Here is a 13494-nt window from a genome sequence, read left to right on the forward strand (position 1 = left end):
CGGGCTGGCTGACTGCGACTACTGGGTCAGCTTGTCGTCGATACCCTTCACGTACCAATTCATGCCGAGGATCATCGGGTCGGGGGCGTTGTCGCCCTCCTTTACGGCGACCGAGCCATCCTGCTTGAGGACCGGGCCTTGGAAGGGATGGATCTTGCCGTCGGCGATCGCCTTCTTGGTCTCCTCCGCCATCGCCTTGACGTCGTCGGGCATGTTGGTGAATGGCGCCAGCACGACCATGCCGTCCTTGATGCCGCCCCAGGTGTCGTGGCTCTTCCAGGTGCCGTCGAGAACGGCCTTGGCCTCGGAGATCACGTAGCCGTTCCAGTCGTCGGTGATCGAGGTCAGCTGCGCCTTGGGCGCGAAGCGGAACTGGTCGGAGGACTGGCCGAAGGCGAGCTTGCCCTGCTTCTCGGCCTCCTGCAGCGGAGCCGCGGAATCGGTGTGCTGGGTCAGGATGTCGGCGCCTTGCGCCAGCAGCGCCTTGGCCGCCTCGGCCTCCTTGCCCGGATCGAACCAGGTGTTCACCCAGACGATCTTCACCTTGATGTTCGGGTTGACCGACTGCGCGCCGAGCATGAAGGCGTTGATGCCGCTCACCACCTCGGGGATCGGGAACGAGGCGATGTAGCCCACCGTCCCGGACTTGGAGAGCTTGCCGGCGATCTTCCCGCAGACATAGCGGCCTTCGTAGAAGCGTGCCGAGTAGGTCGAGACGTTCTCCGAGCGCTTGTAGCCGGTGGCGTGCTCGAACTTCACCTTCGGGAATTTCTTGGCGACCTTCAGGGTCGGCTCCATGAAGCCGAAGGAGGTGGTGAAGATCAGGCTCGCACCGGAGCGAGCCAGCTTCTCGATGGAGCGCTCGCTATCCGCCTCGGGCACGTTCTCGAGGAAGGTGGTCTCGACCTTGTCCGGCATCGCCTCCTGCAGCGCCTTGCGGCTGAGGTCGTGCTGGTAGGAATAGCCGAAATCGGCCACCGGCCCGACATAGACGAAGCCGACCTTCAGCTTCTCGGCCGAGAGAGCCGGCGCGATCTGGCCGATCGCCATGGCTGCGCCGACCAGCGCGCCGCCGAACTTCGTGAGACTGCCCCGCATCTTGGTTTCCTTCTTGAACGTCACCGGCGCAGGCGGCGGCCTTCTGGACCGATCGCGGGTGCCGCTCACCGGCTCGGCGTGAACACGCGTCCGAGAGCAGCGGGGGCGAGGGAGCCGCCTTGGCGCTGTCCGAGCGAGAGCAAGACCAGGGCCAGGATCGTCGCCAGATAGGGCACCGCCGAGAGGAGCTGGCCCGGCAGGCCGAGGCCAGCCGCCTGGGCATGGAGCTGCAGAACCGTCGCACCGCCGAACAGCAGAGCGCCGGCTGCGACCCGCAGCGGCTTCCAGGAGGCGAAGACCACAAGCGCGAGCGCGATCCAGCCGCGTCCGGCGGTCATGCCGGGGGACCAGAACGGCGTGTAGGCGAGGGAGAGGTAGGCTCCGCCGAGCCCGGCGCAGGCGCCGCCGAACAGCACGGAGAGGAAGCGGACCTTGCGGACATGCAGTCCGAGCGCGTGCGTCGCCACGTGGTCGTCGCCGATGGCGCGCAGGGTCAGGCCCTTGCGCGTGTGCCAGAGGAACCACCAGACCGCCGCCACCAGCCCGGCGGCGAGGTAGACGAAGGCATCCTGCCCGAACAGCAGCTTGCCGACACCCGGCAGGTCGGTCAGCCCCGGGATCTGCAGGTGGGGCGCCGGATCGCGCTTCACGCCAACATAGCTTGCCCCAACGAGCCCCGAGAGGCCGAGGCCAAGGATGGTCAGCGACAGGCCGGAGGCGACCTGGTTCGCGGCGAGCCCGACCGTCAGGATACCGAATAGCGCCGAGAGCAGCAGGCCGCCCGCGGCGCCTCCGAGCGCACCGAGGAGGGTCGAGTCGGTCTGCATCGCCACGGCGAAGCCTGCGGCTGCGCCGAAGATCATCATGCCCTCGACGCCGAGGTTCAGCACCCCGGAGCGCTCCACGACAAGTTCGCCGATTCCGGCGAGGATCAGGGGCGTTGCCGCCGCCAGAACCGTAGCGAGCACCATCTGGACGATATCGAGGGTCATGCCGGGCTCCGAGGCAGGCTCTTCACGCGATCGCGCTCACGGAAAAACACGGCTCGACGGGCCCCCCGGCACAAACCGCACGTGGTAGCGTGCGATCACGTTCGCCCCGAGCACGAGGCCGAGCAGCAGACCCTGGAAGGCGCGGGTCAGATCGAGGGGCAGCCGCAGGTCGATCTGCGCGCCCTCGCCGCCGATGGTGGTCAGCGCGATGACGACGGCGGCGACCAGGATGCCCGGCGGCGAGAGCCGGCCGAGGAAGGCGACGATGATCGCGGTGAAGCCGTAGCCCGGCGAGATCTCGGGCTGGAGCTGACCGATCTTGCCCGCGACCTCGGCGATCCCAGCAAGCCCCGCGGCGCCGCCCGAGATGGCGAAGGCGGCGAGCGTCAGCCGCGCGTCGGAGAATCCGGCGAAGCGCGCCGCCCTTGGGCTCGATCCGACGAGGCGAACCTCGAAGCCGAACAGGGTGCGCGCCAGCACGATCGTCGCCAGCACCACGGCGACGAAGGCGATCAGGACGCCGGCATGCAGCGCATCGCCCTCCATGAGGTAGGGCAGGCGCGCCGCCGGATCGAAGCCGACGCTCTGCGGGAAGTTGAATCCCGCCGGATCGCGCAAGGGACCGCGGACCATGTAGTCGAGCAGGAGCTGGGCGACGTAGACGAGCATCAGGCTCGTCAGGATCTCGGAAACGCCGAGGCGCACCTTCAGGAAAGCCGGGATCATCGCATAGGCGGCGCCGGCCAAGGTTCCGGCGATCAGCATGGTAGGCAGGATCCAGAGGGTCGCGCCCTCCGCGCCATGCGTGAGAATGCCGACCCAGCCGCCGACGAGGCCGCCGACCACGAACTGGCCCTCGGCACCGATATTCCAGAGGTTGGCGCGGTAGCAGAAGGCGAGACCCGTCGCGATCAGCGCCAGCGGCGCGGCCTTCAGCGCGATCTCCTGCAGCGACCAGACCTCGCTCAGCGGCGTCACGAAGTAGGTGACGAAGGCCTGTCCCGGCGAGACGCCGAGCGCCGCCACGGCGATGCCGCCGATCAGCACGGCCGCAACGAAGGCCAACGCCGGCGACAGGATATCGAGGACGGGGGAGCGGCGGGTGCGAGGGACGAGGTCGAGGCGCATGGTGGCGATCGCTCAGTGCGCGTGAGCCGGCACGGGAACCGGCGCCGTCTCGTGGACCAGCGGGAGGTCGCCTACGGGAGCGGCATGATCGCTCGAACCACCCATCAGCAGACCCACGGCCTCGCGGCTGGTTTCGGCGGTCGGGATTGCGGGCGAAAGCGTTCCGTCGTGCAGGACGGAGATCGAGCCGGCGATCTCGAACAGCTCGTCGAGGTCCTGGCTGATCACGAGGATCGCGGCGCCCCGCGCGGCGAGGTCGATCACGGCCTGGCGGATGTGAGCTGCGGCGGCCGCATCGACACCCCAGGTCGGCTGGTTGATCACCAGCACGCCGGGCTCGGCCAGGATCTCGCGGCCGACCACGAATTTCTGCAGGTTGCCGCCCGACAGCGTGCCGGCCGCCGGGTCTGGACCAGCCTTGCGGACGTCGAACGCATCGATGACGCGCTTGGCGAGATCGCGGGCCGAGCCGAGCTTGAGCAGTCCGAACTGGGTGAGCGGCGCCGTCGCATAGCGCGAGAGCAGGGCGTTCTCGGAGAGGCTCATCAGGGGCGCTGCGGCATGGCCGTTGCGCTCCTCGGGAACGAAGCTCGCGCCGAGCCGGCGCCGGGCGTTGATGCGGAGGCCGCCCACCGGCTTGCCGTCGATCCGAACGGCGTCGGGGGAGGGTGCCCGCGTCTCGCCCGACAGGGCGGCGAAAAGCTCGGCCTGTCCGTTTCCGGCGATCCCGGCGATGCCGAGGATCTCGCCGCCGGCAACGCTCAGCGTCACGTCGCGCAACGAGGTCGCGTGCAGGCCGGGAGCGGGGAGGGTGAGGCGTTCGAGATGCAGGCGCTCCTTGCCCGGCGCGACGCCCTGGCGCGGTGTCACGTCGCGCACGGCCGTGCCGACCATCATCGCGGCGAGGGAGCGGGCGGTCTCCTCGCGCGGATTGCAGGCGCCGACCACCTTGCCGCCGCGCAGGATCGTGGCGCGCACGCAGAGCCGGCGGACCTCGTCGAGGCGGTGCGAGATGTAGAGCAGCGCGCGGCCCTCTTCGCGCAGCCGCTCCAGCACCGTAAACAGCATCTCCGCCTCGCCGGGCGTCAGCACCGAGGTCGGCTCGTCGAGGATGACGAGGCTCGGGTCCTGCAACAGGCAGCGGACGATCTCGATGCGCTGGCGCTCGCCCGCCGAGAGCGACCAGACCGGCCGGCTCGGATCGAGATGCAGTCCGTAATCGTTGCCGAGCTTGGCGATGCGGTCCGCGAGCGCCTTGCCGGCGAGTTCCTTCGGCATGACGAGGGCGATGTTCTCTGCGACCGTCAGGTTCTCGCAAAGCGAGAAGTGCTGGAACACCATGCCGATGCCGAGCCGGCGGGCGGCTTCGGGGTTGGGCAACTGCACGATGTCGCCCTTATGGGTGACGACGCCCTCCGTCGGCTCCAGCAGACCGTAGAGGATCTTCATCAGGGTCGACTTGCCGGCGCCGTTCTCGCCGAGAAGGGCGTGGATCTCGCCCGCACGGATTTCGAGGTCGACGCCGTCATTGGCCGTGAAGCTGCCGAAGCGCTTCACGATGCCATAGGCACCGAAGAGGGGGGTCGGCCCTTCCTTGGGGCTGATCTTGGCAGGAGAAGCGGGCGCAGCATCCATCTCAGGAAGTGCCGAACAAGTCGTGTGCCAACCGGGTGTGCTCTTCCCGCAGTTTGCCGGTATCGAGCCCGAGCGGGTGCCCGTCGATCACCCGCCACTGACCGGCGACCATGACCCGGTCGGCCCGATAGGCGCCGCAGAGCACGAGCGTGGCTAGGGGATCGTGCCCGCCGGAGAAGCGTAATTCGTCCAGCGTGAACAGGGCGAGGTCGGCCTCGCGACCTTCCTCGATCCGGCCGATGTCGGAGCGGCCGAGGCAGGCGGCGGATCCCTCCGTCGCCCAGCGCAGGGCGTCGAGATGCGTGACCTTCTCCGCGCCGTAGGTCAGCCGGTTGAGCATGAGGGCATGACGCACGCCCTCCATCAGGTTGGAATTGTCGTTCGAGGCCGAGCCGTCGACGCCGAGGCCCACCGGCGATCCGGCGGCTTCGAGCTCGCAGGTGCGGCAGCAGCCGGAGGCCAGCGTCATGTTCGAGGTCGGGCAATGGCACACGCCGACACCGGCTTTGCCGAGCCGCACGACCTCCTCGTCGTTGAAATGGATGCCGTGCGCTAGCCAGGCCCGGGAACTCATCCAGCCGACCTCTTCGAGATAGTCGACCGGGCGCTGTCCGAAGGCCTCCAGGCAATAGGCGTCCTCGTCCAGCGTCTCGCCGAGATGTGTGTGCAGGCGGCAATCGTAGCGGTCGGCCAGCGCCGCGCTCTCGCGCATCAGCCGCTTGGTGACGTTGAAAGGCGAGCAGGGCGCGAGCCCGATCTGCACCATCGCCCCGGGCGAAGGGTCGTGGAACAGCGAGAGCACGCGCTCGCTGTCGGACAGGATGGTGTCGTCGTCCTGCACGAGGCTGTCCGGCGGCAGGCCGCCGTCGCGCTCGGACAGGCTCATCGAGCCGCGGGTGACGAAGGCGCGGATGCCGAGCGCCTTGGCCTCCTCGACCTGGATGTCGACGGAGGATTCGAGGCCCTTCGGGAATAGGTAGTGGTGGTCCCCCGCCGTGGTGCAGCCCGAGAGCAGCAACTCCGCATAGGCGAGCCGCGAAGCGAGGCGGAAGGCCTCCGGGGTGAGCCGATGCCAGATGGTGTAGAGCGACTTCAGCCACGGAAACAGCGGCTTGTTGATCGCCAACGGATGCGCGCGGGTGAGCGTCTGGAAGAAGTGGTGATGGGTGTTGACGAGCCCCGGGATGACGACGTGGCGCGAGGCGTCGAAGGTCTCGTCCACCGGCCCCGCCGGTTGGCCTCCGGAGACAACACGCTCGACGATGCGCTTGCCCTCCACCACGATGCCGCCGCCGGCATCCTTTGCCAGGATGGCCAGCGGCGTCTTGATCCAGAGTCGACGTCCAGTCCCGTCGTGGCCGTTCATTCGATCTCCTCAGGCGCGATCAACCGGGCGCAAGGCACGTCCCATGCCGTATCTCAAGATCGAACGAGGGTACCGGTTCAGAAGATGTGAATTGCGATACCAGCGAGGAAGCTTTTCTCCTCCGTGCCCTTGAAGGTCGGCGTCTCCTGGTTGCCGAACTTGTTGAGCCAGTACTGGAAGCCGATGAAGGCATCGAGCTTGTTGGGCTGGTTCCAGACCATCTTGCCAACGTCGAGGACGAGGTTGGTCCGCGACAGGAATTCGAGGCCGGTCGGCGGATTGAAGGGGAAGGCAGAGATCTGCGACACGCCGCGGCCCTTCGGCAGGACGATGTTGTTGAAGCCCGCAACCGAGAGCGGCACGCCCGGAATGAAGGTCAGCGGGAAATTGTAGACGATCTCGAACTCGGGGACCGTGTCGAAGCTAACGTCCCGGTTCGGCTGCAAGTTGAAGCCGTTTCGGTTCCATTCTTTGTAGGCATGGGCCGAAACGTTCAGGAAGCCGGTCGGCACGTCGACGGAGAAGGTCAAGCCACCGACGACGTCACGCTTCTTCGGGCCGAAGGCGGTGTTCTTCGAATTCGCATCGAAGCCGTAGGCGAGCGAGACGTCCTTGATGATGCCGGGGAACGAGAAGGCTTTGGTACCCGTCAGCGCGTTGAGGCTCAGCGTACCGCGATAGAGGCCGTAGGCTTCCGTCGCGCCGTAGTCGTACTGCGCGAAGCCGCCGGGCGCGTTCGTGGTGCCGGCCGGATCCTGGTTGGCCGACTTCAGGATGTCGAGCGAGAAGAAGTTCGTGCCGTAGGCCCAGGCATCGGCATGCGAGATGTTGGTGATGTATTTCGGAATGCCGCGGGTCTCGACGCTGCCATTGGCCTTCGTGACCTGAACGCCGGGCTCGGCGCTCGGAAACTGGTACCGAAAGCTGACCTGCGTATCGGAGAACAGGAAGAAGGGCGCTTCCTTCACCGGCGCCGCGGCCGCGACCTTGTCCTTCGTCACCACATCGAGATCGGCAGCCATGCCAGATCCTATCAAACCGAGCGACAATGCAGCCGCCGTGAGCCCCCTTGCGAACATTGTTGTTCTCCCCATTTCGCAAAACTGCGTAGGGAGCAGCAACCGATATGCCATCGCGGCACGGCGATCGGAGGACGGAACCGCCCGTCGCAAAATTGCAACAATTCCAGTCTGGCCAGAGCTGCTCCCCTAGGGAGATCGGTCGTCAGGCACCAGCCGCTCGGCCGATCCAACGCTGCAATTGGCGCTCCGATGCATGTACGTTAAATGGGCTTACCGGTATGGCTGAGCTTGTTTTGTACACCGACTGCATCATGAATGATCTCCGTGCCCCCGGCGCGAACCTCGCTCGATGCGTCGATGCGTCGATGCGGCAGCGGCGCAAAAGTTCGAAGGCATAGCCGAAAGCTGCCTTGACGGCCCGTTGCAGCGCGCTCGGTTCTCGTCTTATTCATCCCCGCGGGCATGCGCCCCGACGTGACGGTGCATCGGACATCGAGACCCAGTGCCTGAGTTCCCGACACGGGCGGATAGCCTCTCGCATGCCATCGCCGAGGCGATACTGTCGGGCGAGTTCGCGCCGGGCACCCATCTCGACGAGCAGGTCCTCGCCAAACGCTTCGGGGTGTCGCGCACGCCTGTTCGCGACGCCCTGCGGCTGCTCAACGGGACCGGGCTGATCGATCTGAGGCCTCGCTTCGGGGCGACCGTCCGCACGATCACGCCGGACGAACTCGACATGATGTTCATCGCCATGGGCGAGATCGAGGCGACCTGCGCGCGTCTGTCCACCTTGAGCATGAGCACGGCCGAGCGCGGCCAGTTGCGGCTACTGCACGAGCGGATGGGGATGCTCGCCGAGGCCGGCGATCACGATGGCTATGTCGTCGGCAACCAGGAATTCCACGAGCGGCTCTACGAGGGCGCTCACAATTCGGTCGTCGACGAGATCGCCCGCAACCTGCGGCGGCGCCTGACGCCCTATCGCCGCTTCCAGTTCCAGGCGCCGGGGCGGTTAGCCCGCTCACATGCCGAGCATGGCCTCGTCGTCCGTGCGATCCTCGCCCGCGACGCAGCCGCCGCGAACTCGGCCATGCTGGTCCATATGAGCATCGTCGAGGATGCGTTCGAGCTGGCGCATGCCGGGAGCTTGGCTGCACGAGAAGCGGCCGGCGGAGGCTTCCGGGACCAGGGGAAAAAAGCGCCACCAGCGCTGACGACCAAAGCGCGCCCGTCGCGCTGAAGGCCCGCACACCCGCCGGATCAACCGAAGCTGCTGCCCATGCGATCGACAGGGTGGCCGAAACTTCGCGCATGATTGGGACCGGATTGAGCAGGCCATTCGCCGACACTGCATACATGATGGCACCGGCCGGCCCGACCGATGGCCCGCGAGGATTTTCGCATGCACCGCATCCTCACAGCAGAGCCCTCGCCGCTTCCGTTCGATCCCGCGAGTACTGCGCTGGTCATCATTGACATGCAGCGTGACTTCCTCGAGCCCGGCGGCTTCGGTGAAAGCCTCGGCAACGACGTGTCGTTGCTCTCGGCCGCGGTCCCACCGGCCAAGGCACTGCTCCTCGCGGCCCGTGCCGCCAGGCTGCTCGTCGTGCATACACGCGAGGGACATCGCCCGGACCTGTCCGACGCACCGCCGTCCAAGCTGGAGCGCGGCGAGCCCACCGCGCGGATCGGAGCGCCCGGCCCGATGGGGCGCATCCTGATCCGCGGCGAACCGGGCCACGACATCATCCCCGAGCTGAAACCGCAGGACGGAGAACCGGTCATCGACAAGCCGGGGAAGGGCGCCTTCTACGCCACCGAACTCGCGGAGGTCCTCCAGGCCCGCAACATCGCGACGCTGATCGTCTGCGGCGTCACTACGGAAGTCTGCGTTCACACGACGGTCCGCGAGGGCAACGACCGCGGCTACCGCTGCGTCGTGGTCGGGGACGCCTGCGGCTCGTACATCCCGGAATTCCATGCGGCCGGGCTCGCGATGATCAAGGCACAGGGCGGGATCTTCGGCTGGGTCTCGACCTCCGATGACGTGATCGCGGCGCTCAGCCCGTCAGGCTGAAGAGCCTTACTGAAAGTGGCGGCACTTCCCGGCTATTCTATTTTCTCGAACGTATCGATCGATCTTATTCGGCTGTTTCGCCAACGCTTCGGGGGCCATCTTCACTCCATCAGATGACGGTCACCGGCGAACGGTCTCCGCCAGCCACACGATCCGATGGAGTTGACCATGACCCGTTTCGTCACCGCCGCCGCTCTCGCCCTGTCGCTCTTCGCCGCCGGCACCGCCGCCCAGGCTCAGAGCTACACCGCGCCCGCCGGCATCCCGGCTCAGGCCGCAAGCGTTCACGGCCGGTAATACAGGCATCGCTCCTGACATCCCCGAGACCGGCCCCGACACTCGGGGCCGGACTTCGCTTGTCGGGGATTACTTCGGCTCGGCGTCGCTCACCGCGTGTGTCCAGGCGCCTTCCGGCTTCTTGGTGATCACCGGCTGGTCGGTGCCGCCGGAGAGCAGGATCGAGACAGTCCGGTCGAAATCGGCCGGCGCGAGTTTGCCGCCCGAGGTGTCGAGCAGCTTGGCGATCTCGCCCATCATGCGCTTCTGGTGTTTTTCCGTCTGCGCGCCGCTGGTATCGTTCTCCAGCACGATCCCGGCCGCCTCGTCCGGATGCTTGGCGGCATAGGCCCAGCCCTTCTCGGAGGCGGCCACGAACTTGCCGAGCTTGGCAACGAAGGCCTTGTCTTTCAGCTTCGATTCCAGGGCGTAGAGGCCGTCCTCGAGCGTTGCGACGCCCTGGTCTTCGTACTTGAACACTACGAGCTGCTCCGGCTTGAAGCCGGCATCGATCACCTGCCAGTACTCGTTGTAGCTCATGGTCGAGACGCAATCGGCCTGCTTCTGGATCAGCGGGTCGACGTTGAAGCCCTGCTTCAGCACCTTCACGCCGCCGGGCGAGCCGTCGGTCTTGAGCCCGAGCGTCGCCATCCAGGCCAGAAACGGGTATTCGTTGCCCGAGTACCAGACGCCAAGCGTGCGACCCTTCAGGTCGGCCGGCGTCTTGATGCCGGTTTCGGCCCGGCAGGTCAGCATCAAGCCGGACTTCTTGAAGGGTTGGGCGATGTTGACGAGGGGCACGCCCTTCTCGCGGGAGGCGAGGGCGGAAGGCATCCAGTCGACGACGACGTCGGCACCGCCGCCCGCGATCACCTGGGGCGGGGCGACGTCGGGGCCGCCGGGCTTGATGGTCACGTCGAGGCCGGCCTCCTTGTAGAAGCCCTTGGCCTGCGCGACGTAGTAGCCGGCGAACTGGGCCTGCGTGACCCATTTCAGCTGGATCGTGACCTTCTCCGCCGCCTGGGCGCCCCCGGTCACCATTGCGATCATCGCCGCCGCACCGGCCAGCGACCTCATCCTGCGTCCTATCGCCATCGTCCTGGTCTCCATCACGAAACGAGATCCCCTTCGGCCGTTGCGGCCGGTGCCCGTCGTCAGCGCGCCGCGCGCATGGACGGATGCCAGCCGGTCGCGGCGCGCTCGGCGAGCGCGATCGCGCCGTAGAAGGCCGAGCCGGCGAGCGCCGCGAGGGCGATCTCGGCCCAGACCATGTCCAGGGAAAGCCGCGCCGCCTCGATCGAGATGCGGAAGCCCATGCCGACGATGGGCGTCCCGAAGAACTCGGCAACGATCGCGCCGATCAGCGCCAGCGTGGCGTTGATCTTGAGGGCCGTGAAGATGAAGGGGAGCGCCTGCGGCAGGCGCAGACACACCAGCGTCGTGAGGTAGCCGGCCGCGTAGGTGCGCATCAGGTCGCGCTCGATTCGGCCCGTGGCGGCGAGGCCCGCTCCCGTCTGAACCAACATCGGGAAGAAGGTCATAACGGCCACGACCGCGGCCTTGGAGGGCCAATCGAAGCCGAACCACATCACCATAATCGGTGCGATGCCGATGATCGGAAGAGCCGAGGCGAAGTTCGCGACGGGAAGCAGGCCGCGCCGCAGGAACGGAACGCGATCGGCGAGGACCGCGGTGCCGAACCCGGCCGCGCAGCCGATCGCGTAGCCGGGCAGGGCGGATTTCACGAAGGTCTGAACGAAGTCAGCCGCGAGCACCGGCAGCGCTCCGCCGAACCGTGCCGCGACCATCGATGGGGGCGGCATCAGCACCGCCGGCACGCCCGCGCCGACCGTGATCAGCTCCCAGAGCACGACAAGCAGGAAGCCGACGAGCAGCGGCACGGCGAGCGCCAGCAGCCCACTGGGTTTTCGCTGCTGCGCCGCCAGCCCAGCGAGGTCGCGCGCCGCCAGAGTCGCGGCCAGCCACAGCAGAAGTGTCCCGAGCCAGAAGCCCGATCCCGCCTGGCCTGCAATATCCGGGCTATGCGCCAAGGCCGACAGTCCAAGACCACCGGCCACGGTGGCGACCGAGAGGATGATGGTGCGGTTCACCTGCCGGCTCATCGCGACCTGACACCCATGGCGCGGTACGTCGCGGCCTCGGCGAGGGCGACTGCTTGGACGAGCAGCGCGGCGAGGAGCGCCGCTCCGATCAACGCAGCCCAGATCTGTACGGTCTGCCCGTAATAAGAACCGGCGAGGAGGCGGGCGCCCAGGCCGGCCTGCGCCCCGGTCGGCAGTTCCGCGACGATGGTGCCGACGAGGCTCGCCGCCAAGGCGATCTTTAGGCTCGCGAACAGGTAGGGCAGGGCGCTCGGCAGCCGCAACCGCAGCAGGATTCCGGTCTGCGAGGCGGAGTAGGTCCGCATCAGGTCGCGCAGCATGCGGTCCGGGGCGTTAAGCCCCTTTACCATGCCGACCGTGACCGGGAAAAAGCAGAGATAAGCCGCGATCAGCGCCTTCGGCATCAACCCGTCAATGCCGACCGCGCCGAGCGCGACGATCACGATGGGCGCCACGGCGAGGATCGGTACGGTCTGCGAAGCGACGATCCAGGGCATGATGCTGGCCTCGACGCTGCGCAGATGCACGATGGCGATGGCGAGCGCGATGCCGAGCGCGGCACCGATAGCGAAGCCGAGCAAAGTCGCCGACAGCGTCACCCAGCCGTGGAAGAGCAGGCTGCGCTTGGAAGACGGCGCGAAGCCGAACACACCCTTCCAGAGTTCGGCTGCGACCTGATGCGGTGCGGGCACGACCGGCCGCTCCTGCTGCATCGTCGCCGTGGCGACGGCCTGTAGATCCGTGGGATTGCCCGCCCGGGCCAGGGCGTCGAAGGTGCCAGTCCAGTTGGCCAGCAGCGCCGAGAGATACCAGACGATCACGATTGTCAGGACGACGGTGGCGATGGGGAGCGCATTGCCCTCGGCCAGGGTTGCTCGTGCCACTGGGCGGGCAGGGGGAGCCAGCGCCTCACTCGTCATAGGCATGGCCCGCGCGGAGGCCTTCCCGCACGCGATGGGCGATGGCTAGGAATTCGGGCGACTCGCGGATCTCCAGCGGGCGCTGGCGCCCGAGCCTGGAGCAATCGACCACGTCGATGATGCGGCCTGGACGCGGCGACATCACTACGACGCGGCTCGACAGATAGACGGCCTCCGGGATCGAGTGGGTGACGAACAGGACCGTCTTGCCGGTCTCCCGCCACAACGAGAGCAGTTGCTCGTTCAGGTGATCGCGCACGATCTCGTCGAGCGCACCGAACGGCTCGTCCATCAGCAGGAGTTGCGGATCGAAGCAGAGGGCTCGTGCGATCGAGGCGCGGCTCTGCATGCCGCCGGAGAGTTGCCAGGGAAATTTTTTCGCGAAGCCGCCGAGATGGACGAGGTCGAGATAGCGCCTCACGCGCTCGCGCCGCTCGGCCTTCGGCACGCCGAAGATCTCCAGCGGCAGCGCGACGTTCCGCTCGATCGTCCGCCAGGGATAGAGCGCCGGTGCCTGGAACACGAAGCCGTAGTCGCGCCTCAGCCGGGCGGCCTCGGCGCTGACACCGTTGACCCAGAGTTCGCCGCCTGTGGGCTGTTCGAGGTCTGCGACGCATCGGAGCAGCGTGGTCTTCCCGCAGCCCGACGGGCCGATGAAGGAGACGAACTCGCCGGCCGCGATCGCGAGATCAACGCCGGACAGCGCGTAGACCGGGCCGTCGGCCGTCTCGTAGGTCAATGAGAGATCGCTCACCGACACAACCGCGCGGGCCGGCTCCGGCGCCCGATCCTCGGTCGCATCGGCGTCGGTCGGGGGCACGGTTCTCAAAGCGGCTGCGCTGGCACGCGGCATGGCG

The 13494-nt window shown here is 67.3% G+C and carries 13 protein-coding genes; 3 read left to right on the forward strand and 10 right to left on the reverse strand.

Annotated features, from left to right (window positions below; translation table 11 throughout):
- Positions 1-18: 18 nt before the first annotated feature.
- From GGR33_RS17455 to GGR33_RS17480, 6 genes are all read right to left on the reverse strand, one after another.
- A complete protein-coding gene (locus tag GGR33_RS17455; protein WP_183507512.1) occupies positions 19-1098 on the reverse strand; it encodes a BMP family ABC transporter substrate-binding protein in 1080 nt (359 codons plus the stop codon).
- Positions 1099-1163: 65 nt separating this feature from the next.
- Positions 1164-2090, reverse strand: coding sequence for an ABC transporter permease (locus tag GGR33_RS17460; protein WP_183507514.1), 927 nt, complete (start codon positions 2088-2090; stop codon positions 1164-1166).
- 36 nt (positions 2091-2126) lie between these two features.
- Positions 2127-3218 carry an ABC transporter permease gene (locus GGR33_RS17465; protein WP_183507516.1) on the reverse strand — a complete coding sequence of 364 codons (1092 nt, stop codon included), beginning with the start codon at positions 3216-3218 and terminating at the stop codon, positions 2127-2129.
- 12 nt (positions 3219-3230) lie between these two features.
- Positions 3231-4853, reverse strand: a complete 1623-nt coding sequence (locus tag GGR33_RS17470) for an ABC transporter ATP-binding protein (protein WP_210302055.1) — start codon at positions 4851-4853, stop codon at positions 3231-3233.
- A 1-nt stretch (position 4854) separates the two neighbouring features.
- On the reverse strand, positions 4855-6219 hold the full coding sequence (locus GGR33_RS17475) for an 8-oxoguanine deaminase (protein ID WP_183507518.1): 1365 nt from the start codon (positions 6217-6219) through the stop codon (positions 4855-4857).
- Between the two features lie 77 nt (positions 6220-6296).
- Entirely contained in the window at positions 6297-7298 is a 1002-nt protein-coding gene (locus tag GGR33_RS17480) for a hypothetical protein (protein ID WP_183507520.1), read from the reverse strand.
- 445 nt (positions 7299-7743) lie between these two features.
- On the opposite strand from GGR33_RS17480, the gene GGR33_RS17485 reads away from it, so the two are divergent.
- The 3 genes from GGR33_RS17485 (at position 7744) to GGR33_RS26280 (ending at position 9615) form a co-directional block, all read left to right on the forward strand.
- Positions 7744-8481: a GntR family transcriptional regulator gene (locus tag GGR33_RS17485; protein ID WP_183507522.1), complete on the forward strand. Its 738-nt coding sequence runs from the start codon at positions 7744-7746 to the stop codon at positions 8479-8481.
- Between the two features lie 162 nt (positions 8482-8643).
- The gene (locus GGR33_RS17490; protein WP_183507524.1) at positions 8644-9318 is read left to right on the forward strand and encodes a cysteine hydrolase family protein; all 675 of its coding nucleotides are present in this window, start codon (positions 8644-8646) and stop codon (positions 9316-9318) included.
- 168 nt (positions 9319-9486) lie between these two features.
- Positions 9487-9615: a hypothetical protein gene (locus GGR33_RS26280; protein ID WP_281381179.1), complete on the forward strand. Its 129-nt coding sequence runs from the start codon at positions 9487-9489 to the stop codon at positions 9613-9615.
- A 69-nt stretch (positions 9616-9684) separates the two neighbouring features.
- Here the strand turns inward: GGR33_RS26280 and GGR33_RS17495 are convergent, their stop codons facing one another.
- The 4 genes from GGR33_RS17495 to GGR33_RS17510 all read right to left on the reverse strand — a co-directional run bounded on the left by GGR33_RS17495 (position 9685) and on the right by GGR33_RS17510 (position 13490).
- Positions 9685-10671, reverse strand: coding sequence for an ABC transporter substrate-binding protein (locus tag GGR33_RS17495; RefSeq protein ID WP_183507526.1), 987 nt, complete (start codon positions 10669-10671; stop codon positions 9685-9687).
- A 77-nt stretch (positions 10672-10748) separates the two neighbouring features.
- Positions 10749-11717, reverse strand: a complete 969-nt coding sequence (locus GGR33_RS17500; protein ID WP_183507528.1) for an ABC transporter permease — start codon at positions 11715-11717, stop codon at positions 10749-10751.
- On the reverse strand, positions 11714-12637 hold the full coding sequence (locus GGR33_RS17505) for an ABC transporter permease (protein WP_183507749.1): 924 nt from the start codon (positions 12635-12637) through the stop codon (positions 11714-11716). The genes GGR33_RS17500 and GGR33_RS17505 overlap by 4 nt, the downstream gene beginning before the upstream one ends.
- Positions 12627-13490, reverse strand: a complete 864-nt coding sequence (locus GGR33_RS17510) for an ABC transporter ATP-binding protein (RefSeq protein WP_183507530.1) — start codon at positions 13488-13490, stop codon at positions 12627-12629. The genes GGR33_RS17505 and GGR33_RS17510 overlap by 11 nt, the downstream gene beginning before the upstream one ends.
- Positions 13491-13494 lie beyond the last annotated feature (4 nt).

Source organism: Methylobacterium brachythecii, assembly GCF_014196345.1.
Taxonomy (GTDB): domain Bacteria; phylum Pseudomonadota; class Alphaproteobacteria; order Rhizobiales; family Beijerinckiaceae; genus Methylobacterium; species Methylobacterium brachythecii.